Origin of the sequence: Lactobacillus sp. ESL0225 (assembly GCF_003692905.1) — a bacterium.
Taxonomy (GTDB): Bacteria; Bacillota; Bacilli; order Lactobacillales; family Lactobacillaceae; genus Lactobacillus; species Lactobacillus bombicola.
On sequence record NZ_REHK01000004.1, the window covers coordinates 40,902 to 66,801 of the forward strand.

At 34.5% G+C, this 25,900-nt stretch carries 23 protein-coding genes and 1 CRISPR repeat array (1 of these 24 running past the window's edge); of the genes, 20 read left to right on the forward strand and 3 right to left on the reverse strand.

The window, feature by feature from the left end; all coding sequences use genetic code 11:
- A CRISPR array of direct repeats spans window positions 1–167; the repeat unit is 36 nt; unit sequence GTTTTAGATGGTTGTTAGATCAATGATGATTAGAAC; it begins 991 nt to the left of the window's first position.
- 103 nt (window positions 168–270) lie between these two features.
- Window positions 271–1,185, reverse strand: a complete 915-nt coding sequence (locus tag F5ESL0225_RS01050) for a proline-specific peptidase family protein (RefSeq protein ID WP_122024401.1) — start codon at window positions 1,183–1,185, stop codon at window positions 271–273.
- Between the two features lie 161 nt (window positions 1,186–1,346).
- On the opposite strand from F5ESL0225_RS01050, the gene F5ESL0225_RS01055 reads away from it, so the two are divergent.
- The 17 genes from F5ESL0225_RS01055 (at window position 1,347) to F5ESL0225_RS01135 (ending at window position 20,094) form a co-directional block, all read left to right on the forward strand.
- Window positions 1,347–2,033: a PAS domain-containing protein gene (locus F5ESL0225_RS01055; protein WP_122047692.1), complete on the forward strand. Its 687-nt coding sequence runs from the start codon at window positions 1,347–1,349 to the stop codon at window positions 2,031–2,033.
- 193 nt (window positions 2,034–2,226) lie between these two features.
- The gene (locus F5ESL0225_RS01060; protein ID WP_118898278.1) at window positions 2,227–2,676 is read left to right on the forward strand and encodes a DUF3290 domain-containing protein; all 450 of its coding nucleotides are present in this window, start codon (window positions 2,227–2,229) and stop codon (window positions 2,674–2,676) included.
- A 12-nt stretch (window positions 2,677–2,688) separates the two neighbouring features.
- Window positions 2,689–3,324 carry a DUF421 domain-containing protein gene (locus tag F5ESL0225_RS01065; RefSeq protein WP_199688754.1) on the forward strand — a complete coding sequence of 212 codons (636 nt, stop codon included), beginning with the start codon at window positions 2,689–2,691 and terminating at the stop codon, window positions 3,322–3,324.
- Between the two features lie 13 nt (window positions 3,325–3,337).
- Window positions 3,338–4,165 carry a Sir2 family NAD-dependent protein deacetylase gene (locus F5ESL0225_RS01070; RefSeq protein WP_118898279.1) on the forward strand — a complete coding sequence of 276 codons (828 nt, stop codon included), beginning with the start codon at window positions 3,338–3,340 and terminating at the stop codon, window positions 4,163–4,165.
- Window positions 4,165–5,118 carry an exonuclease domain-containing protein gene (locus F5ESL0225_RS01075; RefSeq protein WP_122021262.1) on the forward strand — a complete coding sequence of 318 codons (954 nt, stop codon included), beginning with the start codon at window positions 4,165–4,167 and terminating at the stop codon, window positions 5,116–5,118. The genes F5ESL0225_RS01070 and F5ESL0225_RS01075 overlap by 1 nt, the downstream gene beginning before the upstream one ends.
- Window positions 5,119–5,213: 95 nt before the next feature.
- Window positions 5,214–6,077, forward strand: a complete 864-nt coding sequence (locus F5ESL0225_RS01080; protein WP_122047693.1) for a DNA/RNA non-specific endonuclease — start codon at window positions 5,214–5,216, stop codon at window positions 6,075–6,077.
- A 348-nt stretch (window positions 6,078–6,425) separates the two neighbouring features.
- Complete coding sequence (locus tag F5ESL0225_RS01085) at window positions 6,426–7,511, forward strand: ABC transporter ATP-binding protein (RefSeq protein ID WP_122024403.1); 1,086 nt, start codon at window positions 6,426–6,428, stop codon at window positions 7,509–7,511.
- On the forward strand, window positions 7,511–8,377 hold the full coding sequence (locus F5ESL0225_RS01090; protein ID WP_122021265.1) for a carbohydrate ABC transporter permease: 867 nt from the start codon (window positions 7,511–7,513) through the stop codon (window positions 8,375–8,377). The genes F5ESL0225_RS01085 and F5ESL0225_RS01090 overlap by 1 nt, the downstream gene beginning before the upstream one ends.
- Window positions 8,377–9,201: a carbohydrate ABC transporter permease gene (locus F5ESL0225_RS01095; RefSeq protein ID WP_090093678.1), complete on the forward strand. Its 825-nt coding sequence runs from the start codon at window positions 8,377–8,379 to the stop codon at window positions 9,199–9,201. Before F5ESL0225_RS01090 ends, F5ESL0225_RS01095 begins: the two co-directional genes overlap by 1 nt.
- Window positions 9,185–10,480, forward strand: a complete 1,296-nt coding sequence (locus F5ESL0225_RS01100; RefSeq protein ID WP_122047694.1) for an MBL fold metallo-hydrolase — start codon at window positions 9,185–9,187, stop codon at window positions 10,478–10,480. Before F5ESL0225_RS01095 ends, F5ESL0225_RS01100 begins: the two co-directional genes overlap by 17 nt.
- Before the next feature lie 49 nt (window positions 10,481–10,529).
- Window positions 10,530–11,840 (forward strand): extracellular solute-binding protein, encoded by a 1,311-nt coding sequence (locus tag F5ESL0225_RS01105; RefSeq protein WP_122047695.1) that lies wholly within the window; start codon window positions 10,530–10,532, stop codon window positions 11,838–11,840.
- 296 nt (window positions 11,841–12,136) lie between these two features.
- Complete coding sequence (locus F5ESL0225_RS01110) at window positions 12,137–13,441, forward strand: extracellular solute-binding protein (RefSeq protein WP_122047696.1); 1,305 nt, start codon at window positions 12,137–12,139, stop codon at window positions 13,439–13,441.
- 108 nt (window positions 13,442–13,549) lie between these two features.
- Window positions 13,550–14,467 (forward strand): magnesium transporter CorA family protein, encoded by a 918-nt coding sequence (locus tag F5ESL0225_RS01115; protein ID WP_122021269.1) that lies wholly within the window; start codon window positions 13,550–13,552, stop codon window positions 14,465–14,467.
- Between the two features lie 14 nt (window positions 14,468–14,481).
- The gene (locus F5ESL0225_RS01120) at window positions 14,482–15,384 is read left to right on the forward strand and encodes a serine hydrolase (protein WP_122021270.1); all 903 of its coding nucleotides are present in this window, start codon (window positions 14,482–14,484) and stop codon (window positions 15,382–15,384) included.
- 136 nt (window positions 15,385–15,520) lie between these two features.
- Window positions 15,521–16,084 carry a TetR/AcrR family transcriptional regulator gene (locus tag F5ESL0225_RS01125; RefSeq protein ID WP_122021271.1) on the forward strand — a complete coding sequence of 188 codons (564 nt, stop codon included), beginning with the start codon at window positions 15,521–15,523 and terminating at the stop codon, window positions 16,082–16,084.
- Between the two features lie 14 nt (window positions 16,085–16,098).
- On the forward strand, window positions 16,099–18,963 hold the full coding sequence (locus tag F5ESL0225_RS01130; RefSeq protein WP_122047697.1) for an MMPL family transporter: 2,865 nt from the start codon (window positions 16,099–16,101) through the stop codon (window positions 18,961–18,963).
- Window positions 18,964–19,092: 129 nt separating this feature from the next.
- Window positions 19,093–20,094, forward strand: a complete 1,002-nt coding sequence (locus tag F5ESL0225_RS01135; protein ID WP_122021273.1) for a zinc-ribbon domain-containing protein — start codon at window positions 19,093–19,095, stop codon at window positions 20,092–20,094.
- 42 nt (window positions 20,095–20,136) lie between these two features.
- On the opposite strand, the gene F5ESL0225_RS01140 is transcribed toward F5ESL0225_RS01135, so the two are convergent.
- Together F5ESL0225_RS01140 and F5ESL0225_RS01145 are read right to left on the reverse strand one after the other, a co-directional pair.
- Complete coding sequence (locus F5ESL0225_RS01140) at window positions 20,137–21,513, reverse strand: NAD-dependent succinate-semialdehyde dehydrogenase (protein WP_122047698.1); 1,377 nt, start codon at window positions 21,511–21,513, stop codon at window positions 20,137–20,139.
- Window positions 21,514–21,595: 82 nt separating this feature from the next.
- Complete coding sequence (locus tag F5ESL0225_RS01145; RefSeq protein ID WP_122047699.1) at window positions 21,596–22,372, reverse strand: alpha/beta hydrolase fold domain-containing protein; 777 nt, start codon at window positions 22,370–22,372, stop codon at window positions 21,596–21,598.
- Window positions 22,373–22,545: 173 nt separating this feature from the next.
- Here F5ESL0225_RS01145 and F5ESL0225_RS01150 point away from each other — a divergent pair, with 173 nt between their 5' ends.
- The 3 genes from F5ESL0225_RS01150 (at window position 22,546) to serS (ending at window position 25,360) form a co-directional block, all read left to right on the forward strand.
- Window positions 22,546–23,151: a TVP38/TMEM64 family protein gene (locus F5ESL0225_RS01150; protein ID WP_182431376.1), complete on the forward strand. Its 606-nt coding sequence runs from the start codon at window positions 22,546–22,548 to the stop codon at window positions 23,149–23,151.
- The gene (locus F5ESL0225_RS01155) at window positions 23,151–23,684 is read left to right on the forward strand and encodes a GNAT family N-acetyltransferase (RefSeq protein WP_122021276.1); all 534 of its coding nucleotides are present in this window, start codon (window positions 23,151–23,153) and stop codon (window positions 23,682–23,684) included. The genes F5ESL0225_RS01150 and F5ESL0225_RS01155 overlap by 1 nt, the downstream gene beginning before the upstream one ends.
- A gap of 368 nt (window positions 23,685–24,052) precedes the next feature.
- Complete coding sequence (gene serS, locus F5ESL0225_RS01160; RefSeq protein ID WP_122024410.1) at window positions 24,053–25,360, forward strand: serine--tRNA ligase; 1,308 nt, start codon at window positions 24,053–24,055, stop codon at window positions 25,358–25,360.
- Window positions 25,361–25,900: the final 540 nt, after the last annotated feature.

Genomic DNA, 25,900 nt, shown 5'->3' on the forward strand with positions numbered 1-25,900 from the left:
TTTTAGATGGTTGTTAGATCAATGATGATTAGAACACAGCTGTCGATTTACCTTTAAAATGGATTGTTTTAGATGGTTGTTAGATCAATGATGATTAGAACTGACAGAAGTTGAATTTGCTGGCACACCACGTTTTAGATGGTTGTTAAATCAATGATGATTAGAACTTGCAATACTTTGATTGTAGTTTAAATAACGTTTTAAATGGTAGTCAGAGCATATTAAAAGAACTCAATTCGCAATGACGGAATTGAGTTTTTTTAACTGATTTTATTTACCTAAAAACTGATTACTTTCAACTTCACGGATAAAGTCGGCCAGGTGCTTGTAATAAACATCTGGATTATCAACCATGTGGTGGTGCCCACCATCTGGCGTAGTTACAAGTTGGGCGTTAGGAATTTCTTTTTGCATAATTTTGGCTGTTGCAATTGGCATTGTTTCATTCTCACCAAAAGTAAGTAAAGTTGGTACTTTAATATTTTTTAATTGCTTTCTAAAGTGCCAGTCTTTCAATTTTCCAGTAATGACAAATTCATTATCGCCTTGAAAAGCATTATAAACAGCACTACCGCCAATATCTTGTAAATGGTAAAGTTTTGATGGCTGCCGCCGATCAACAAAATTAATATTAAGAATATTAACATCTTCTTGGTAACGTTGATTGTCATAATCATTGCTAGCTTCACATTCATGCATAAAGTCAATTTCAGTTTGGGGCAAAATTTCTTGACGACGGCGATTAACAGCGGCAACATATTCATCAATTTCATCTACCATTGACGAAATAATTGCTCCCTTCAAGTGTTTACCATACTTAACTGCATATTCTTGAACCAGCAGACCGCCCCAACTCTGACCAATTAAGTAGAACTTATCTAAGCCTAATTTGTTGCGAACTTCTTCTACTTCATCTAAAAAATATTCATAAGTTAAATATTTGTTAGCAATTTTGGGGTCTGTATAATCTGGTTGATCGGAGTAAAGCGAGCCCAATTGATCATACATTGTAACTTGTACATTAAGACCTTGCTTTTTCAGTTGCTCAGCCGTGTCTTCCCAATATTCGTGATTACCGCCCGGTCCACCGTGTAGAGCTAATAAATGAATATCGCCTTGTCCTTGCGTATTGGTCCATAAGTGATAGCCATTATCTAACGTAATAATTTTAGTGCCAGTTTTCATAGTTTGCTCCTTTATTTTTATAATTTTACTTTTAAGCTTATCATAATTAAGATAAAAAGCACGAAGCTACAAATTAAAGTGCTATGTATACCATATATTAGCGCTTTCATGCTATAATTGTTTTAAAAAAATAGTTACTTGTCGGGAGGAAAAAGGAAAAAATGACCGAACCCAAATGGCTTAAAGACATGGATAGAGCTGAATATTTAGAGGAAGATTTTGCGGCTAGTGGTAAGAGTAGGTATACTGTCAGTGGAATTGATAAAGATGATCCAGATTGGTTAGAAAAGGCAGCAGCAAAAATTAATGCGGCAAGTGGTGACGATTACGTCAAACTTGATTGTGGTTTATTAACAGTTAATCAACTTAATTGGATGTTGCGGAATACGATTGGTGAACTAACTTTTGTTGATGATAACAACCAATTTTTATGGTATAACCGTCCAGTTGATGAGCAGGCTAAGATGAAGGCTAAACGAGTACCAGCACAAGTAGGGAGTTCAATGGGTGCGGTGCATCCGCATATTGGTGAGGTAATTCCTGCAGCTAAAAAAGTAGTTCATGCTTTACGTCATAAACAAGCTGGACATGATACGGTTTATATGCCTGTACCGACTGGTAATTTGCAAGAACTTATTTTGCACTATTATAAACGAGTTGAGGATGATGAAGGGCACTACGTCGGCATTTATGAATGGGTACAAGATATATACCCCTTAGTTAAATACTTTTGTGAAACTACTGGTCAAAAATTAGTGATTGATGAAGATGCAAATACAGGTGCAACTTACCGGAATAATTCAAAGCCAGATAGTCATACCGGTGTATCAACTAAGGCTGGTAATTAAAATTAAATATTTCTGAGTAGTGAGCAGTACCTGTCTGCTCACTTTTTGTTATACTATTACTATATGTGATTATTAACTTGGCTAATCAAACTTAAATAACTATAGGCTTTTAGAGATGGTTAAATAGTAAGATTAGTTTTAAGCGTATTATTGGGAGTTATCTAGAGAAAATTTTAGCAGAGGTGGAATTATTATGGTTTTTTACACGCTTAAGTATATTGAACAAAATCAAAATACTAATAAAACAATCTTATATGCGTTGATTGCGATTGCAGCACTTACTTTAATTGCTTTTACTGCACTTTATTTGCGACATCGTTTTGATACGCGTTATCGTGATTTGGGGATAATAGCTTTATTGTTTCTCTTATTATTTGTGGGTACTCAATATGAAGAATACGTACAAACTAACTTAGTTAAATCACAGTCGGAACAAATTGCTCCATTCATTAAGTCTGTAGCTAAAGATAATGGTGTGGCTGTTTCTGATGTTTTGGTAAATTCAACAACATTGCAAGATGGCATAATTGTAAGAATTAATTCTAAAGATATTGACTATCAGTTAGAACTGAATAATGATAACAATACATATTCTTTGAAACAAGCTCATGTAATTAACCACGACGTTAATATAAAAGACTAGGAGGCAATCAGGATGGATTATACGCAACTTTTTATTAAATTTGTTTTAGGTGTGGTAACATTAATCTTTCAAATTAATGTTTTCGGTAAAAGTAACATTGCTCCAACTACTGCCTTAGATCAACTGCAGAATTATGTTTTAGGTGGCATTATTGGTGGCGTAATTTATAATGCCAATATTAGTGTATTGCAGTTTTTATTAGTTTTAATCGTATGGACACTAGTAGTCTTTATTTTAAAATTTGCCCGTGAGCATAGTAACTTTGTGCGAACAATAATTGATGGCAAACCTATCCAAATCATCAAAAATGGCAAAGTACTGGTTAAAAACTGCTTGACAGTTGGAATATCTGCCAATGAGCTAATGTTTAAGCTCCGTAGTCAAGGAATATATTCTGTGGATAAGGTTAAAAACTGTATCTTTGAAAAAAATGGACAGCTTACTGTAATTAAAAAGGATGAAAAAAATCTTCATTTTCCGCTTATCAATGATGGCCAAGTTAATGAAGATGCATTAGAATTTTTGAATAAGGATGAAGCTTGGTTAAAACGAAAGATTAAAGCAGCAGGCTACCAGGACTTTAGTGATATCTTTTTAGCTGATATTGAAGATGGTGAGGTTTCTTTTACTGATTACAAGCAAAAATAGAAAAGAGCTCTGAATGGAAAATTTGATTAAAGCGCAACAGCTAGTTAACGAGGCCGAAGTAATAATTGTTATTGCTGGAAATAAGTTTGCTAAATTAGAAGGACTGGATTTGTTAGGACAAGATAGCTTTGACCAAGACTTTCCGTTAATTGCCAAAAAGTATGACGTTCATTCAATTGGTTCAGCATTAGATTTAAAGGAATTAGCCTGGTCTGAAAAGTGGTTTATTTGGAGTCAGTTAATCAATAAGTATTCGCTCATGTATAAACCAAGTGCGACAATGAAACAATTAAAAGAGCTTCTGAACAAGAAAAAGTACTTTATCGCTACTGCTTCATTTGGTAATTTTTTTGAAAAAGCGGGTTTTAATCAAAATCGAATCTTTAACATTTTTGGTAATTGGACTAACATGCAGTGTTCTAGTGGAATTAATCATGGTTTAAAAAATGCGACCAAAGTTGCTACCCAAATTGCGGCAACTACAGTTTTAACAGATATTGAAAAACTTATACCTAAGTGTGCTGTTTGTGGTCAACCGCTGGAAATTCATCTGCCAATTACTTCACATTTTTATCCTGATAGTGATGCTAACGCTCGTTTTCGTTGGTTTTTAACTGGGAATGAAGCTACAAAAACTGTTTTTTTAGAGCTCGGCGTTGATGAAACAAGTCCGCAATTATTTGAACCAATTATCCACTTAGTGGACGAATATAAGCAATGGTCATATGTTGCAGCAGATTATACTCAAGCTATGTTGCCGTTAACATTGCAAAACCGTAGTGCCGCTGTTAATACTGATTCAGCTAGCTTAGTTCAAGCTTTAATTGAGGGGAACAAGTAATGAGTATCTTTATTGCGAATGGTATTTTACATGTTTCAGATGCCCAAAACAAATTGCGCGCTAAAGGGCAAGAACAGCCAGCATTTATTGATGATTATACTTTACTAGATATTGAAACCACCGGGCTTAATCCATACCGTGATCATGTAACCGAACTTGGGGCAATTAAAGTTAGAAATAACAAAGTCGTTAATCAATTTAGCCAATTAGTGGTTTATCCGCGGTCTAATCATGTGCCCACTTTTATTACTAATTTAAATGGAATTACCGAAGAATTGCTATGTAGTAAAGGTGTACCAGTAAAGACAGCGATGGCGGAATTTCGACAATTTATTGGTGAGGACATTATTGTGGGCTACAATGTTAATTTTGATTTAAATTTTCTGTATGATTTAACCCAAAAGTTTAACTTGCCGCGCCTCAATAATGATTATGTTGATGTTTTACGTTTAGCTCGTGTTTATTATCCCTTTAAACGTAATCGATTGCTAGATTGTATGCAGCGAGCAGGAATTGCAGAAGTTGAAGAGCACCACGGTTTGGCTGATTCGCTTGCTACCAAAAAAGTTTATGATGACTTTCGCATGCACTTTACTGATCAATTATTAATGAAGGCACAAGCTAAGCTAAAAAATATTGATTTATTAGGACCTAAATTGGCACCAGCGGATCTAGGAATTCATCCTCCAATTAATAATAAAAAAATTGTATTTAGTGACGAGATGAGTATGAGTAAGTCTGAGGCTATCCAGATGGTTAATAATTTGGGTGGCCAAGGGCAAATTGCAGTTCAAGCTGATACGAACTATTTAGTTTTAGCAGATGAAGGATTTTTTAGTAAAAATAATTTTTTGTGGCAGCAAGCACAGAAATATAATCGAGCAGGAGCTAAAATTAAGCGCTTGTCTGAAAGCTACTTTTTAAATATGATTGATGAATGGGCTAGAAGTTAACTGAAAAGCAAAGCATTGCAGCTTTGCTTTTTTGCTGTTGCAAACAAAAGTTCGATTAGATATACTTAACTATTATTAGTTCAAGGAGTATTTGAATGGCACGTAGGCGAAAAAAAAATAGTAGTAATAATGACTTTTGGGCTCTAGTAATTATTATCTTATTTTTAGTTTGGTTTGTTATAACTAAGGGTGGGACCGATCCTAGTGGTCACCAGACAATCAACCAATTTACTCAAAATGAGCAACCAAGTGATAATAAAATTGACCATACCAAACCCGCAGCAAAGGCATATGGAGGTTTAGCTAAAGAAGATTATGATAAGTTAGCAAGGATTGATTTTAAAAGTGGCACAGCAGCTTATATACCTGTCAACGGCAATCATTCGACGTTAATTAAGGAGTCCTGGAAGGTTAATCGAGTCATTTATTCAAATTTAGATGATTTAAATCGAACTTCCCACTCTAATACTGCTTTTTTAGAAAAAAGAAACATTGCCAATGGTGAATTTCGGACGCGGCAATTTGTGGCGCCAACCGGTTGGCATTACAATCGCCGTAACGGCAGTCAAATTTATAATCGGGGGCACTTGATTGCTTATTCAATTTCTGCTGGAATTGACGCAGAGGGAAATTATAATCCTGATACTATGACTGGTGATCAAAATAACCCTAAAAATTTATTTACCCAATCGGCTTTTTCAAATCAAAAAGTGCAAACTATTTTTGAAAGTAAGGTTAGACAGGCGTTAAGACAAAGAAAACGCGTTATATATCAAGCAACGCCGATTTTTCGTGGCGAAGAATTAATGGCTCGTGGTATTAATTTACAAGCTATTTCTACCGATAACAGTTTAGATTTTAACGTTTATTTGTTTAATGTTGAACCTGGCTACTCCTTTGATTATAGCGATGGACGAGCAAGGATAAATCATGAAATGCAAGTGAGACAGGTATATTAATTATTTTTATAATTTTATTTTTGCTAATTTCTGTGAAAATAATAAAAAGATGGTAATTGTTCGGATAATCTGACTAATAATAAATAAGCGTAAAAATTAAAGCAGCATTATGGGATGTTGCTTTTTTGTGTATTTTCATGTAGCAAAAATCAGAACATTTACTCCAAAAAAATATTAATAACTCCCTGTTTGAGAAGTTAAAACGAATATTATTAATAGGTGTTGGCAATTTTTGGGGTATAAAACGAACTATTAATGCAAAGCCTTAGTTGTATTAAAACCGATTTTATTTTAAAATTAAGTAAAGAAGAGAAGTAATATGATACAAATTGATAGTGGTACAAATTTATGGATAACAACAAATTCGTTGAAGTAAAAAATCTGAGAAAGGTTTATGATAATGGTCACGAGGCGATTAAGAACGTAAGCTTTTCTGTTAAAAAAGGTGATTTGGTCTGTCTTCTAGGACCTTCAGGCTGTGGGAAAACTACTATCTTAAATATGTTAGCTGGCTTACTTAATCCAACTGCTGGTGAGATTCTTTTTGATGGTAAATCGATGGTTAAAGTTGCACCAAAAGATCGCCATATTGGGTATGTTTTCCAAAACTATGCTTTATATCCTCATATGACAGTTTTACAAAATGTAATGTTTCCTTTAACAGTTGGCAAGAACAAGCGCTCTAAAGCTGAAGCTAAAAAAGTAGCACAAAAGTATATGCAATTGACGCAGATTATGGATCTTGCTGATCAAAAGCCAGGTAATTTGTCAGGTGGACAGCAGCAGCGCGTAGCTATAGCTCGTGCTTTAGTTCAAGAACCAAAGATTCTTTTAATGGATGAGCCATTAAGTAATTTAGATGCTAGATTACGTTTAAAGATTCGTGAGGAAATTCGCTCATTAGTTAAATCAGTTGGCATTACTACCTTGTTTGTAACTCATGATCAAGAAGAAGCATTGTCAATAGGCGATAAGATTATCTTATTTAATGATGGGGTCATTCAACAAGATGATTTAGGGCAAAATTTCTATTTGGAACCAAATAATTACTTTGTCGCAAATTTTATCGGCAACCCAGTAATTGATAATTTTAAAGTTATTAAAACAGATCAGGAATTGCGTTCAAGCCAATTCACCATCCCACTTGCTTTGCTTGATGCCTCCCGCTTTAAGCGCAATTTGCCAAACGGTGAATATATATTATCAGTACGTCCTGAAAATATTACGCCCCAAAAAGATGGATTTTTGCATGTTAAAGTTGATGATGTTGAATTAATTGGCCGGGAGCGAATCTTAAAGTTCACCTATGATCAAGTGCAAGCTCGGTCATTGATTAATTTAGAAGAGTCGATTCAACCGGGTGATGAGGTGACCTTACAGCTGAAGTTTGACCGCATATTTATCTTTACACCAGATGGGGAGCGCGTTTACTAATGGAAACAAATCAGAAAAAAGCGTGGCTATTTTTAGCGCCAACCATTATTTTTGTTACGCTATTTAGTATTTATCCCATTCTGCGTGCATTGGGAATGAGTTTTCAAAGCGGCTCATTGATTGACTTACATTGGAGCGGTTTAAATAATTATCAGTATATTTTTCATGATCCTGAATTTTGGCTTGCACTTCGAAACACTGCTTTATATGCCATTATTTCTGTCCCACTTGGTTTGGTTATTTCGATTATGCTGGCTTGGATTATTTTTGATAAAGTTAAGCACCAATCATTTTTTGAAACCACCTTTTTTATGCCCTATGTTACCTCGACAATTGCCATTGGGATAGTATTTCGTTATATCTTTAATGGTGATTATGGCATGCTTAACTTTATTTTACGCTTATTGCATTTACCAGCTCCTAACTGGATTGATGATCCTGCTTGGTCATTGGTAACGATTATTATCTTTGGTATTTGGACATCACTAGCCTTTAATATTGTCATTTTAATGGGAGCATTACGTAATATTGACCCTAATTTTTATACCATTGCTGATATGTATGGTGCTAGCGACAAAGATAAATTTTGGCGGATAACTATGCCAGAATTGGTACCCACTCTAGCATTTTTACTAACAATGAATATTATTGGTGCTTTTAAAATTTATACTTCGGTTTATGCCTTATTTAATGGTCAAGCAGGAATTGGTAACTCAGGTACTACAGCTGTTTTTTATATTTATAATAAATTTCAAATTGTCGGTACTCCTGGTGTAGCAATGGCAGCAACAGTAATTTTATTTCTCCTCATTTTGTTTGCTACGTTCTTGCAACGGAAAATGATGAAGAAGATTGGAGAAAATTAATGAAACGAATTCGTTTTGGGGTTTTGATCAGTTACCTCATTTTGTTTATCTTTGCAATAATTACTGTTTTTCCTTTTGTTTATATGATTTTGGGTGGATTAATGAGCTTTCAGGAAACAACTTCAATTCCCCCGACCTTAATTCCGCATCATTTTGAGTGGAATAATTATGCGAAAGTTTTTGCTAGAGCGCCCTTTGCTCGGTACTTTTTTAATACAATTTTAACTGCAAGTGTGACAACTTTGGTTAGTTTATTTAACTCACTTTTAGGTGCCTTTGCGATGGTTAATTTGCGCTTTAAGGGTAAAGGCCTTGTGCAAATGATTTTACTGTCATTATTAATGGTTCCAGGAGAAGCAATAATTTTTACTAACTACAATACTATTGCAAAAATGGGCTTACTTAATACTTATATAGGCCTGGTCCTCCCCTTTTTAACTTCGATTTTTTATATGTATTATTTACAAAGCTATTTTGGGTCAATTTCAACAACTATTTATAAGGCGGCAATGATTGATGGTGCAAGCGATTGGGACTATATTTGGAAAATTCTTGTGCCCATGTCTAAAAGTGGTTTGTTCACAGTTGGCTTATTAAGTTTTATTTCTGGTTGGAATTCCTTTCTTTGGCCATTATTAGTAACTAATGAAGATACAATGCGCTTACTCAATAATGGCTTATCTTCTTTTGCTTCAGATGCAGGTAGTGAGACGCAATTGCAACTAGCTGCAGCTACTTTAACTGTTTTGCCAGTTTTAGTTTTGTATTTCATTTTTAGAAAACAGATTATTAAAGGGGTGGTGCGTAATGACCTTAAAGGATAAAACAACCATTACTTTTTATAATGGGTTAACAACAATTGGCGGACCGATGATTGAGGTTGCTTATAACAAGTCACATGTTTTGTTTGACTTGGGTGAAGTATATCGGCCGGAATTAGAATTGCCGGATGAAAGTTATTCAACGCTAATTAAAAATCAGTTGATTGGGGATGTGCCTAACTTCTATGATCCATTACTTACTGGCCAGCCAATTAATCATCAACGTTGGGAGCACGCTGCAGCATATATGTCGCATTTACATCTTGATCATAGTAAAGCTCTGAATTTTTTAGCTCCAGAAATTCCGCTTTATGCTGGTCCACTTACAGCCCGGTTATTACCTGTTTTAAATGAAAATGGAGATTTTCTTTTGCCAGCAGCAGGGCACAAACCTAATTATACTAGGCCAATTATTGCGGCTAAGTATCAAGTACCAATTCATATCGGAGAAATAACACTAACCATTTGGCCCAGCGATCATGATGCATATGGTGCAACTGGTTTAATTATTACTACTCCCAATCAGACCTTGGCTTATACGGGGGATATCCGATTGCATGGTTATCATCCTGATTGGGTACATCAATTTTTAGCTGCTGCTCGGGGCTGTGATGCGTTAATTGTTGAAGGGACTGGAGTTTCTTGGCCTGAGGAAAAGCAGGTTCAACCTAGTGCAGAATTTACTGGTCCCAGAACTGAAATTGAGTTAACTGACCAAATCATCCAGCTTGAACGAGTTAATGAAAAACGGCAATTAACTTTTAATACCTATCCAACTAATGTAGAACGGTTGTTACGTTTGCTTGAACTTTCATCGCGCAAGGTAGTGCTGCATGCTAAGAGAGCACATTTACTAAAGGAAAGCTTGCAACAAGATTACTTGTATTATTACTTGCCAGGAGAGCAGAAAATTGCAAATTTAAATCCGCAGTTGGCAGTTGATTATGAGAAACTGCTCGCTGATGATCATGAGTATCTCTGGCAAGTAGTTAAAAATTATGGTGATTTGCAAGTAGGAGGTTTATATATTCATTCTAATGCTGAACCACTAGGTGATTTTGATCCAGCATATGAGCCTTTTATACAGACATTAATGGATAGAAAGATTGAATTTAAAGCTTTAAGTTGCTCAGGTCATGCGGATGAAAAAGAGCTTAAGCAAATTATTAGCGAGGTTCAACCTAAAGCACTTATTCCGGTGCACACACTGCATCCGGAGCTTGAGAAGAACCCTTTTGGAAAACGGATTTTACCAAAGCGTAATCAAACAATTACGCTTTAGTTAATCAAAAACTTGTTGTTTAATTTTTATTTTTGGGGAGGTTTACCAAATGAAGTTTAGTAAAAAAATTATAGCAGCCTTTGCTGCTGGTATGGCTTTGATCGGGACTGCTGCTTGTTCTAATGGTAGTCATTCGTCTTCGTCATCTAGCACCGATAATTCTGAAAAAATTGCTAAAGTAACTAAGCAAACTAATATTGTTTTTTGGCACGGAATGACAGGTGTCCAGCAAGAAACGCTTAAGGGTTTAACTAAGGAGTTTGAAAAAGAAAATCCAAAGATTAAGGTTAAGTTGGAAAATCAGGGTGCCTATAATGACTTGCAGGCCAAGATTAATTCGACCTTGCAATCACCTAATAACTTACCAACAATTACCCAGGCTTATCCTGATTGGCTTTATACAGCTGCTAAGAATAAAATGTTGGTTGATTTAACGCCGTACATTAATAACAAAGCTGTTGGTTGGGGTGGTAGCAAAGCTTCTAATATCAAGCCAGCCCTACTTGATGGTGCCAAAATCGCAGGTACGCAGTACGGCATCCCATTTAATAAATCGATTGAAACTTTGACTTATAATGCAGATATTTTTAAAAAATATGGTATTAAAAAGGCACCGACAACAATGGTTGAATTGAAACAGGATGCTGAAATAATTTACAAAAAGAGTAATCACAAAGTTGTTGGTGCTGGTTTTGATTCATTGTCAAACTACTACACTTTGGGAATGAAAAATGAAGGAGTCGACTTCTCAAGTAAGATTGATTTTACCAGTCCTACTTCAAAGAAGGTAATTAACTACTATGCTGACGGTATTAAGGCTGGTTACTTCAGAGTGGCTGGTTCAGAACACTATCTTTCAGGTCCATTTGCTAACCAAAAGGTAGCAATGTTTATTGGTACCTCGGCTGGTGAAGGTTTCGTTAAGCAAGGTGTTGGCGATAAGTTTACTTATGATGTTGCTCCTCGTCCTGGAAAATACACAATGTCACAAGGAACAGATATTTACATGTTTAATCATGCAACAGCTGAACAAAAAGCTGCGGCATTTACATACATTAAGTTTCTAGTTTCTAAAGCTAGTCAACTTAAGTGGGCTAATGCAACTGGGTACATTCCAGTTAATCATGCAGCTGCTGATGCAACTGAATACAAAGATAATAAGCAGATTAAACTTCCGGCTAAGTTAGAAGATGCCATGAAGAATCTTTACAGCGTTCCAGTTGTTAAAGATGCCGGGGCTGCATATGGTCAACTTAATCCAATTATGCAAAATATTTTAGCTGCTGCGCAGAAGAAGCAAGATGTAGATAACGCAATTAATTCGGGTAAAGCAAAATTTGCGGCTGCTTGGAAACAATAAAAATTAAATAGCAATTAATTTAAAAACTAATAAGCCCTAAAAGTGTCTCACTTTTAGGGCTTATTTTTGTAATTAAATACTTAATTATTAAGATGAACAGGCAATGGTGTATAAAAGATATATTTTATGTAAACGCATAAAAAGCGAACTTTATTATTGGCTAAGGGTATTAAATACAAATAAATACGAATTTTATTGTGCTTTTAATTGTAATTTAACCATTATTGCTTTACAATAAACAAGACTTGGATTTTACTAAGTTTAATTAAATATAGATAAATTTTGGAGGAAATAATATGAACTTTGCTAAAAAGCTAGCGACTTTTATCGTTGCTAATTTAGCTTTATTTGTAACTACAGCTTGCTCAAGCAATAAGCCATCCTCAACCGTTGATTCCAATAAAATTCCGAAAATAACAGAAAAGACTACGATAACCTTTTGGCATGGGATGCAGGGAGCACAAGAAAATACTTTAAAAAGTTTAGTTCAGGATTTTGAAGAAAAGAATCCCCAAATAAAAATAAAACTTGAACAACAAGGAAATTATGATGATTTGCAAGCTAAATTAACGGCAACTTTGCCATCTCCTAAAAATTTACCAACAATTACTCAGGCCTATCCAGGTTGGTTACAAAGCGCTGCCCAAAATAAAATGCTTCAGAATCTAGCTCCATATATAAATAACAAAGATGTTGGTTGGGGCAGTAGCCAAGCTTCTGAAATTAAGCCAGAATTACTGGATAGTGCCAAAATTAATAACATCCAATATGGAATTCCATTTAACAAATCAATTGAAGTGCTTGTCTATAATCCAAAACTGCTGAAACAATATGGCATTAATAAGGTGCCAACAACGATGGTTGAATTAAAGCAGGCTGCCCAGACTGTTTATGAAAAGAGTCACCACCAAGTTGTTGGGGCAGGCTTTGATAATTTAAATAATTACTATGTATTAGGAATGAAAAATCAAGGACAAGCTTTTTCAAGTAAAATTGATTTTACAGGTAAAGAATCAAGTAAAGTTATCAATTACTTAGTTGCTGGTGAAAAAGAGGGTTATTTTAGAATGCCCGGTTCGGATAAGTATCTATATATTCCGTTTGCTAATCAAAAATTGGCAATGCTGATAACATCATCATCTACGGAAACTTGGATTAAGCAGGCTAGTAAAAAGGGTTTAACCTATGATATAGCAGCTCGGCCGGGAAAGTATACTTTGCAGCAAGGAACAGATATTTATATGTTCAGCCGTGCTAGTGCAATGCAAAAAGCAGCCGCCTTTAAATTTATGAAGTTTTTAACTGCTAAAAATAGCCAATTAAAATGGGCTAAAGCAACTGGATATATTCCAGTTAATCAAAAGGCGGTTCAGGCTGATAGCTATCAAGCTAATAGTGAATTTAAATTACCAGCCCATTTAAATGAGCTTATGAATACCAACTCCTTATATAGTGTTCCTGTAATTAAAAATGCAAATGCAACTTTTGGTCAGTTAACACCAATTATGCAATCGATTTTAGTTGCTGGTCAAAAAAATCGAAATGTTGAACAGACTATTAGAACCGGTAAAATCAAATTTAATGCTGCTTGGCAGCAATAAAAAGCAGGCTAATGCCTGTTTTTTATTTAGTGTTTTTTTACTTGAATGGTAAGATAATATTGTTATAAAAATCTACTAATTGCTTAACTAAATAGCCAGGGGTGAAAAATGATAAAAGAGCAAAAATTTCCAGTAGCAACTAAATATAAATGGTTTGATATCAATAATTTAAGTGAAGATGATAGTGAAAAGCTACAAGATGATTTCAATTTTACTTCTGATATGATTTCATATATTTCTGATCGGCATGAGCGACCACATTATGACTACGACACTTATACAAAAATCCATTTATTAATCTATGACGTACCAATTTGGCCTACGCAAGTAATTAAACATTTTACGGCGCATCCCATTACTTTTTTAGTATCTGGAGAAAATATTTTTACTTTCCATACTGAAGCAACTGGTTATGTATTTGACGAATTTAATGATTATGCAATGCGACGAGAATTATCCAATTCTCAAGATGTGACTGAGTTATTAATGAAATTTATGTTATATGCCACACAATATTTTCAAAGAGCAATCACGCAGCTTGATGATGAGCGCAATAGTCTTGATAAAAAATTATCAGGAGATATTAATAACAAGGACTTAGTGGAATTATCAAATATTGAAAAGAGTTTAGTCTATTTATCTAGTTCAATCCAAACTAATTCAATGATGATTCATAGCTTAAAATTATCAGAATTAGAATTCACTAAAAAAGCACGCGAAAGTCTTGACGATGTTTTAATTGAATCAAATCAAGCCGCCGAAATGGTTAAAATTTCGCAGCAAGTAACAAAAACTTTGTCAGCTACATCCAATAATATGATGAATAATAATTTAAATGATACGATGAAGTTTTTAACTGTCTGGTCATTAGTTTTAACGATTCCAACAATTTTAACGGGCTTTTATGGCATGAATGTCAGTTTACCAGTAGGGCATAGTTCTTTGGACTGGGTAATAATTATCGTATTGACAGTTTTATTGATGGTTTGGCTAATTGTTCTAATGAAACGTCATCATTTTTTCTAAATTGAGGTAAATTTATGAAAAATAAAGTATTTGTTGGATCAATTATTACAACTTTACTAGCCTTTATGCTTTATACTGTTAATTTAAAACAAACTAAAAATGCAGATATTAAAATTATTGGACAAAGTCAAAAAAGAAATGGTAATAAGTCTAAGTCGATAAAAGAACCACATACTGCAGAAATAGAATATCCGCGCGAAGTTAAGATTACGGGTGGTAGTAAGCTGGTCTGGGCTAAAAAAATAAAGCAGACAATGGGTAAAAAGCAAAGTTACCAAGTTTATTTAAAGGATCTTAATAATAATCAATTTGCTCAAGTTGCTAACATTTCCAAGGCCCACAGTGTTAATTCGGTTAGTCGCTTGTTTTTATTATTAACTATTTATTATCAAGAGCAACACCATAAATTATCTAGTAAAACGGTTATTAAGGTAAAGAAAGCAGATGTGGTAAAAGATGAAAAAATATTGCAACCAGGAATCGGCTATGGCATTACCTATTTAAGACAGGCAATGATGAATGGCAGTCAAACAGCCACTAATGTACTTTTAAGAAAGGTAAAACTAACCCAAGTTAATTTTGTTATCAAAAAAATGGGTTTAGTGGATACTAAAGTGAAACCCAAGTTTGTTGCAATAACCACAGCTAAAGATCTGGCTCAAATTATGATAAATCTTTATCAAAATAAGACCTTGAATAGGCAATACTCTAACCGGGTTTTAGGTGTCTTAAGTTCAGTTAAAAATAAGCCCAAAATTGGACCAACAGGTAGTGGCTTAATTTATGCTATCGGTGACAAAAAAGCTAATGTTGCTCTGATTCAAATGGGTGGGCATACATACTGTATGGCTATTTTAAGTAATAGTGATCATAATTTTAGTCAGTTAGGTAAAGTAGTTAATAAATTTTTTAAATAGTTTAATAAAAAAGAATTCAGTTTTTGAATTCTTTTTTATGTTATTAAGGATCTTAAAAATAATTTACAGCTTGTAGATTGTATTCTTCAATGTGTAGTGCTATATTATTCACTATGCCGTAAAAGGAGGAGTGAAATTGGTAAAAAAAAGAAGTCTTGACCTGGATAAAATAATTGCTAAGGCAACTGAATTAATTGCTCAGCGGGGTCTATCTGCTACTACCTTACCTAATTTAGCTAATGAATTAGGTGTTCGTTCACAATCTTTGTATCACTATGTATCAGGACGTAAGCAATTGTTATCTTTAGTTGGTGCGAACCGAATTAAAGTTATGATTACTGTGTTAACAGATAGTTTAATAGGTCTATCGGGTAAGGAAGCATTGCTTAAATTTGCTGATATTATTCGCAACTTTATTTTAAATGACCCAGCACTATTTAGTATCTTGTATCATTTGAATGAATATCAACAAGACGATGCGATTACACAAGAAATTATGAATGTAATTGCATTGGCTGATAAATTACATTTACGCAGTGACAGTACAGTTTCACTCCATTCTTTAATTGGCGCAGTTTTGGGTTATGTTTTTCTGGATGTTTCGGCATCGTTTGTTGGTGAAACTAGTGCCCAAGCTGATCAAGGTTATCATGAATTAGTTTTACAGTTAGTTCAGCCGAAAAATATTTTACAAAATTAGAAAGGAAAAGTAGAGTGCAAAAACTACTAAAAAATCATATTTTTTCATTAATTGCATGGATTTTAATTTTAATTATTTCTGTTGTGGCTTTGCCAGATATTACTGGGTTAACGCGCGAGCACTCGAATGTTTCCCTGCCACAAGACGTTCAAAGTGAAGTAGCTCAATCAATTCAGAATGACTGGGGTCCAAAACAAAAAAATACCTATCAAATTGCGGTTGTTTTCAATAAAAAGAAGGGCACGATATCAGCGGATGATAAAAATGCGATTAATCAAACTGTAGCCAAGCTTAAAAACAACCAGGATGACTATGGTATTAAGCAAATATTGGCTCCTGATGATAACATTGCAACTAAGAATAAACTGAAGTCTAAGAATAATAAAACTTGGATTATGCAGATTAATGTTGCTAAAAATCACGCGCCAATTAATGAAGTAGAAAAAGAATTGACTAGTGCAGTTAAGACTAATGGCGTTAGAACTTATATCACTGGTGCAGATGTCTTACAAAATGCTTTTTCTAATTCGATTCAAGAAGGAATTAAAAAGACTGAAGCAATTACGATTGTCTTTATTTTTATCGTGTTGATTATTGTCTTTAGGTCACCAATTGTACCGTTAATCTCATTATTAACAGTTGGCGTATCCTTTATTACTTCTTTTTCAATTGTAACTAACTTAGTCAAATATCAAAATTTCCCATTCTCGAATTTTACACAAGTCTTTATGATTATTGTTTTATTTGGAATAGGTACAGACTACAATATTTTACTCTATGATAAGTTTAAAGAAGATTTGGGTTTGGGTCTAAACCGTTATGAAGCGATGAAAAATGCGCTAAAAGTTGCTGGTAAAACAATTTTATATTCGGGATCATCAATTTTAATCGGCTTTTCCGCTTTAAGTTTAGCTAATTTTTCTATTTATCAGTCTGCAGTTGGAGTTGCAGTTGGGGTCGCTGTTTTATTAATCGTTTTGTTAACGTTAAATCCATTCTTTATGGCTGTTCTAGGTAAAAAAATGTTTTGGCCAGTAAAGCAGTTTACTGGTGAACATGAAGATAAGTTATGGCATGGTATTTCTAAAGGAACGTTAGCCCATCCAATTGTTTATTTACTTGTTTTAGCAGTAGTAGTTACTCCTTTTGCTTTAATGTACTCGGGCAATTTGAATTACGATGATACTGATGAAATTGAAAATAGCGTTCCAGCTAAGGCTGGAATGCTAGTTGTTGAAAAAGACTTTTCTAAGGGAATGGCTGAGCCATCGGTTCTTTATATTAAGAGTAAGCATCGATTAGATAATGAAGCAGATTTGCGCCTGTTAGATCAGTTAACTAGGCAATTACAGGCTTCAAAAGATGTATCTTTTGTAACCTCGGTTACCCAACCGTATGGCGAAAGTATAGATCAGTTATATGTAAAGAACCAGTTGGATACTGTTAATCAAGGGGTTGATCAGGCACGTGCTGGTTTAGGTAAATTGAGCCAAGCATCAAAAAAGGTTTCTGCTGGTGCTAGCCAATTAGCTAATGGTACCAGTCAATTGCAAACTGGTACTGGTCAACTTCAAAGTGGAGCTGGTCAATTGCAGACTGGTACTGCGCAAATGAGTAGCGGTCTTAATCAGTTGAATTCTCAATTACAAAGTGGGACGCAAGGACTAGAAGGTGCGCAACAACAGACTAAAGCGACCTTAGAGCAAAGCTATAAGGCTAATTTATCTAAAAGCATTGGTAGCTTACCTGGCTTAACAGCACAGCAAAAAATGGCTGCTATGCAAGCTGCAGGTGCTGCTCTTGAAAAATCATGGGCGCAAGCTTCAGCTTCAATGCCAGATGTTTCCGGACAAATGGGTCAATTACAGTCTGGTGTTGGACGTTTAGCCTCGGCTTCTGGTCAACTTAATACCGGAGCTACCACTTTAAATGGTGGAATTGGTCAATTACATTCAAGTGTTGGTCAATTAGATTCTGGAGCTAACCAATTAGCTTCAAGTACCCCTAAGATTACTAATGGTGTTGATGAAGTTAACAGTGGCTTAGGCCAGGGTGCTACTTACTTGACTGGACTAGCGAGTTCGTCTGCAGCAGATACCTTTTATATTCCCAAGGAATTTATTAAAAACGATACTTTCCAAACGTCAATTAAAAATTATCTTAGTCCTGACAAAAAATCAGCAATGTTAATGATTGTCTTTAAGTCTAATCCAAGTGGTACTGAAGCAACTAAAAAAGCCCAAGATTTAAGTTTAATGGCTGAAAAATCATTTGCTGGAACGCGCCTTAAAAATGCAGTAGTAGCAATGGGCGGCGAAAGCTCAAAAATTGCTGACATTAAGGAAGTTGCTAATAAAGATTTCATTAGAACAGCAGCTATTATGCTGATTGGAATTGGGATTGCCCTGATTTTTGTAACTAGATCTTTGTTACAACCGATTTATATTTTGGGCACATTATTGATTGCTTACTTCTGCTCATTATCAATTAGTGAATGGGTAGTTAAAGCAGTTCTAAATAAAGACATGATAACTTGGAATACGCCATTCTTTGGGTTCATTCTTTTGATTGCTCTGGGTGTTGATTATAGCATTTTCTTGATGACACGTTACCGTGCTCTGGAGGGTAATAGACCTAGTGACCGCATGCTTAAAGCTTGTGGAATTATTGGAACAGTTGTTATTTCTGCTGCAATTATTCTTGGCGGTACTTTTGCGGCATTAATTCCATCTGGTATACCAACTTTAATCGAAGTTGCTTTAACTGTAATCATTGGTTTGATCATTTTGGTCTTTATTATGCCAATCACTTTGTCTGCTGCAGTTAAGTTGACTTATGAAGGAATTTCAATGAAAAAGAATAGACGGGTAAAGGATTAATTTAACCAAGTCTTTTGAGAAGTAGGAATTATTAAATTAAGTAAAAAAGTACGATAAAGAAATTTTCTTTATTGTACTTTTTGTTTTATGATAAAGGTAACAAATATTATGTACAAAAGGGTGCGTGTTATGACTACTTGTCCAAATTGTAATCGACCAATTACTGATAATGATAAAATTTGTCCTAAATGTCATTTTGATTTACAAAAATATCGGGATACTTTTTTTACTGATAAACATTTACAAGCAAATTATGAAAATGATAAAACTGGTGAAAGAATTGCTAGTCGCAAATTATACCGGCAAGAATTTTATCCCCAAAAACAAAATCTAGTTGTGCAAAAGATGTTAGAATGGTTACGCGTCAATAGTATGATAGTCATGCTTTTAGGAATTATATTATTGATACTTATGAGCTTTTCACGCAGTATCGGTTGGATTTGCTTTTTTGCTTTATTAGTCTGGCTTTATGTAGTTTGTATCCGTAGTGAAAAAATTGAGCGTTACACTGTTGATCGGCGCCTAACTGAAAAAGTCAATCAAATATTTTCTAATACCTTTAATAGTGTTGCAAATTCCAAACGAAAGGTTATAAAAAATAGAGGACAACAAGCAAACCAAGAGGCCTTTAGTAAGCAACATTACGGTTATAGCCAACTTTTAGTTATTTTAATGGCCGTAATTAATTTAATTGTAATGTTTGCTGGCTCAGGTGCTTCGATATCCGATGTTACTTATACGGGAAAAATGTCAATTACGCGGGTTATTTTTCGGTTAGCAGGGCATCTATTTTCTTCAGGTGAGACAAGACTTTCAGGTGTATTACTTTGTTTAATTTGGTTATTAATTGTTTTAATTCCATTGAGTATTATTTACAGTACCTTGAAAGACAACAGGAAAAGACGTTTATTAGCATTCAGTTTATCTTTACTTGAATCAATTTTCTTAATTTATTTGATTATAAGACTTTCTAGTATTAGTGTTGCAGGTAAGGGACTTTTGAAAAATATTACTAATGAATTTTTGCTTTATGCTGTTTCGGTTGGTACCTCGACGTATTTTTTGATTTTATCCAGTATTATGACAACTTTTTTAACAGGTTATAATTTGATAAGAGAAAAATTGCGGTAATAAAAAAGCAGGACTATGCGTCCTGCTTTTTATTATTGTTAATTATTTTGCCGGCATATCGATAACTAAGTGTTCGTTAATAAAGGCTAGCAAACCTAAATTGCTAAGTTCACGACCATAGCCTGATTTTTTAATACCACCAAAAGGCAATTCACCTGAACTAATCCAAGTTCCGTTGATCACGGTCATTCCAGTTTCGATTTGTGCGGCAACGCTACGGGCATGGTCAGTGTTTTTACTAATAATAGATGAACCAAGCCCATAACTTGAGTCGTTTGCTAAAGCAATTGCTTCAGCTTCATCGTTAACTTCATACACAATTGCCACGGGACCAAAAAATTCCTGATCGTATGCTGGATTATTTTTGGTGACATTGGTTAGGATGATTGGCCTGAAAAAGGCACCGGTTGAATTTATTTCTGGATATTGATAAAAAATTTTAGCGCCATTAGCAACTGCTTCTTCAACTTGACTAGTTAATTTTTCTTTAGCGATGTATGAGTTCATTGGCGCTAAAGTTGTTTTACTATCTAATGGATCACCAGCAGATAAGCTTGAGAAGGCATCCTTTAATTGAGCTAAAACCTCTTTATATTTAGACTTAACAGCGATAATTCTTTTGGAAGAAGTGCATACTTGGCCGGTATTATAGGTTCTAGCCGAGTAAAGTAATTGTTTTAAAATTTTTGAATCAGCATCTTCTAGTACAATAAAGGCATCGTTACCTCCAAGTTCCATAGTGGTTTTTTTAAAATTTTTACCAGCATTTTCAGCGACTGCAGCTCCGCCACGTTCTGAACCAGTTAAAGCAACGCCTTGAATACGTGAATCAGCCATAACTTTATTTAATTGATCATAATTTAGATAAAGATTGATCAAACTACCTTCAGGTGCGCCAGCCTGTTTAATAATTTTTTCAATTAAAGCAGCAGATTGTGGTACATTGTGGGCATGCTTAAGTACAATCGGGTTACCAACTATAAAGTTAGGAGCAAAAACCCGAATTACTTGGTAAAGTGGAAAGTTCCATGGCTCACAAGCCAAGACAACTCCAGTTGCTTGCTTTAAATAATAGGCTTGACCCAGATTAGAATTAATAGGCTCGGGGTTTAGCATCTCAGCACCATGCTCGGCATAGTAATCACATATTTTAGCGCAGAGTTCAACTTCATGATTGGCTTCAGTGATTAATTTTCCCATTTCCTGGGTCATAATTTCAGCCATTAATTTTTGCTTTTTATATAAATTATTAGCAATTTCATGTAAAGTTTTTGCTCGACTGCTTGGTGCTTCGTGACGCCATTTTTGGTATAAAGCATGAGCCAAACTAATAGCATCCTCAACTTGCTCTGCTGTAGGGTTGCTAAATGTTGCCAAGACTTCATTAGTATATGGATTAATTGATTGATATTTAGCCATAATTATCTCCTTAATTTTAATTATACTTTTTAACATATTATAAATCGCTTTCAAGCTAAAGGTACGGTGTAATTACAAGAAATTATTCAGTGATTTTGATTAAATAGTTAATTGATTCATCAAGATATTGTTTTGAATAGGACATAGCATGCTTAGAGCCAGCTATCAATTTAAGATCTATACCATGATTTTGTTGGGCTAAAGTTGCAATAAAATCAAGTAAGTCTTGGGTTGCAACTAATTCCGTAGTTGAATTAATCATTAATAATTGGTGTAAATTTTGGTAATTGTATGATGCAGCATCAAGCTTTTGCAGGACGGTTGTATCACTTGATCCTGCATATGTTAGGGTGAAAAATTTGTAAAAAGCATCATTAATATCGTTTAGTGTTGTTAAACCCAGTTCTTTTTGGGCATTTTTTGCCGGCTTGACTTTGGGATGATTTTTTATCCAAGAAGAATAGCTGACTGGTGCTGACCAAGTAACAGTTGGAAAGCCGTATTTACCAGCTAGATAAAGTGCAATTGTGCCACCACTACTTGCGCCTATTTGTGTAATGGTTGTGTCTGAATTGGTATATTTGCTATTAAATAGCCATTTAACAAACTTGTTGCTATCAGTGTGAGCAGTGGGGAAAGTAGATGCCGGCGCAAGTGAATAATTTGGTGCAAATACTAAAAATCCGTGTGATGCTACTTTAAGACATAATAGTTTTAGTTCGCTTTTATCGCCGCGAAACCAACCTCCACCATGCCAAAAAATCAAAATTTTGTTTGTAACGGGCATTTCTGGTATATAAAGGTCAACAGTTAATTTTTTTGAGTTATCGTAAATAAGATTATTTAGAATTTGAGTCATATTATAACCTCCCAATATATTGTATAACATGTACATAATTGTTTAGAATATAATTACAATAGCTATTTAAGCCAAATCTTTAAAATCTTTAAAACATTATCCTTAATTAACTAAAAATGAATCAATTAGATTAGTTTTTTGGTAGAATGAGAACTAATAAATGGAGGTAAATTATGCATTTGTCAGCTAAAGCCAGTCGAAGATTGATTAATATTCTGACCATTGTCAGTGCGATTGTTATTATTCTTTTGTGTATTTATTGGTATCGCTTAGGAATTTTTACTAGTCAAGCTAAAATGAAAGCATATTTAGCTGATAAAAGAATCAGTGGACCGATAATTTTTGTTTTAATTCAAATTATGCAAGTTGTTTTCCCAATAATTCCTGGAGGTGTATCACTTTTAGGTGGTGTGGTCTTTTTTGGTCCACTTGCAGGGTTTATTTATAATTATGTTGGTGTTTGTATCGGATCAATCATTGACTTTTTTTTAGCCAGATTTTATGGTAAACCGTTTATTTTACATATTGTTTCAGAAAAGACTTTTGATAAATATATTAAATGGACAGAAAACCAACGCAAGTTTAATTGGTTCTTTGGTATTTGTATTGTTGCCCCGATGGCCCCTGACGATGTTCTTTGTTTACTTGCCGGATTAACTGAAATGAAGTTTTCAACTTATTTTTGGATTATAGTTTTAGGTAAACCTTGGACTATAGCTGCTTATAGCTTTGCTTTAATGTTTGGGATGGATTGGCTTTTAAAACTGGTTGGTAAGTGATGGCTAACAGAGTTTATTTACGTTCGTTTGAACTAACAGATGCACCGACAATTTTAAAGTGGGGCCAAGATCAATCTTATCAAGATGCGGCTGGCTTTCAATCTTATCAAGACTTAAAGCAGGCCCGAGTAGCAGTTAACCAATACATTAATCGGCAATATAGCTATGGAATTTGTTTGAGGCAAGGCAAGCAATTAATTGGTTTGGCTGAATTATATGAACGAGGAACTAATGAAGCTGATTTGTTAAAGACAAAAGAGGTCGGCTTTTTATTGGATAAAGAATATACTGGACATGGCTATATGACTGAAGCATTGACGATGTTATTTGACTTGGCTTTTAATCAACTTAGGCAAGAAGAAATTTGGGCAGGTACATTTACAAATAATGTAAAATCACAAAATTTACTTAAGCGTTTGGGCTTTCATTATCAGTATGAAATTGATTTGCATAAAATTAATCCTTTATTTACGTACAAAGAAAAATATTTTTTACTTAAAAAAGCAGAGTGGCTTAAGACTGAGTTGAATTGATTTGAGTTAATAGTTCTTTTAACTATCTAAGTTATTAAAGGGCAGTAATATATGACAAGTATAAAAATTTAAAATTACAAATAATTACTATTTGCGTAAAGAAGCAGAATAGCTTAAAATAAACACAAACACGGAGTCCTAAGATGGTTTTTAGAGAGTTCGCACTGTGGTGGAAGCGAATAACTGTCGTTTCCAGACTTCAATGATGTGGGTAATTAAGAGTTACACGGAAAAGGGCACCGTTATCGCCATTTTAATTAAGTGCAGTTGCTAATGCAATTGAAACTGGGTGGCACCGCGAAGACATGTATTGAGCTGATTCGTCCCAATTTAGGGATGAATCAGCTCTTTTTTATGGAGGGAAAATTATGTTAGATATCAAAGTGATACGTGATAATTTAGATTGGGCAAAAGATAAGCTGGCTAGACGTGGTGTTAAGCCAGCAGAATTGGACGATTTAATTGCTATTGACCAAGAACGTCGTGAGGACTTGAATCAAAGTGAACAATTAAAGGCAAAACGTAACCAAGTGTCCAAACAAATCGCTACTGCTAAACGAAATAAAGAAGATGCGACTGAAGCAATTGCCGCAATGAGACAAGTTGGTGATGAAATTAAGCAATTAGATGAACAAGTTAATGAATTGACTAAAAAACAAAATTATATTTTGCTTCGTCTACCTAATTTTCCAGACGATTCTGCGCCAATCGGACCTAATGAAGATTATAATCAAGAGGTGCGTAAATGGCATAACCCAACTGAGCTATCCTTTACACCAAAAGCTCATTGGGAATTAGGAACTAATTTAGATATTTTGGATTGGGATCGTGGAGCTAAAGTTTCAGGAGCACGTTTTGTTTATTATAAAGGGGCTGGAGCACTTTTAGAACGTGCAGTTTTCAATTTCTTTTTAGATGAAAACATAAAGGCGGGCTATACCGAAATGATTCCACCATATTTAGTTAATGAAGAATCAATGCAAGGTACCGGGCAGTTCCCTAAATTCCGTGAAGATGTTTATACAATTGTTGATAATGATGATCCGGAAAAACAATTAGATTTAACATTGATTCCAACAGCTGAAGTTCCTTTAGTTAATTATTTCCGTGACGAGATTATTCACGAAGATAAATTACCAATAAATGTAACAGCAATGTCGCCTGCTTTTAGAAGTGAAGCTGGTTCAGCTGGACGGGATACACGTGGATTAATTAGAATGCATGAATTTAGAAAAGTTGAAATGGTAAAGATTTGTAAACAAGAAGATTCATGGGCAGAACTGGATAAACTAACAGCTAATGCGGAACATTTGTTACAAAAATTAAACTTACCTTATCATGTGGTTGCACTTGCAACGGGTGATGCAAGTTTTACAAGTGCAAAAACTTACGACTTAGAAGTTTGGATGCCAGCGCAGGATAAATATCGTGAAATTTCAAGTTGTTCAAATTGTACAGACTTTCAAGCGCGCCGAGCACAAATTCGCTATCGTGATGAAGATGGTAAACTTCATTTAGCACACACACTTAATGGTTCTGGTTTAGCAGTTGGGCGAACAGTTGCGGCAATTTTAGAAAACTACCAAAATGAAGATGGTACAGTTACAGTACCAGAAGTTTTGGTGCCATATATGGGCGGTATGACCAAAATTACTAAAAATCCTAGCTTAATCTAAAAGCAAGGCTACTCCTAAAAGTTTTTTAATTATTAGGAGTAGCCTTTTTATTTAAAGGTAAATTTATTTTGAAATAAATTTTTATAGTTAATTTAAAGTGAAAAGGGACAAATTACGAATAATTAATGAACATTGCTTTCATAGATTACAGGAATATCAGTTTTTATTTTAAAAAGAAAAGTAGATTTATTAAATAATTAGACTAATATACGAACTAAAAAAATATTTGACTAATTAAAACAAAAATAGTAAAGTATTATCTGTGCTTGAGAGTACTAGACAGTACTGCGATAAAGCAAAAAAGATATAAAAAACTAGTTGACAAAAGCGACTGAGTTTAGTAATATAAAAAGCGCTGTTGTTTAAAGAAGCGGCAGCGCGGGTCAGAAAAAAGTTCTTGACAGAGTCGAGAACATCTGATAAAATGGAAAAAGCGCCGCTGACAAGCGGAGCGGGTAGTACCTTGAAAACTGAATAATGTTTTCGCAAAAGTGTGCGGGTTTAAAAAGAACCCAAAACAATGAGCGAAGTCAATTCGCA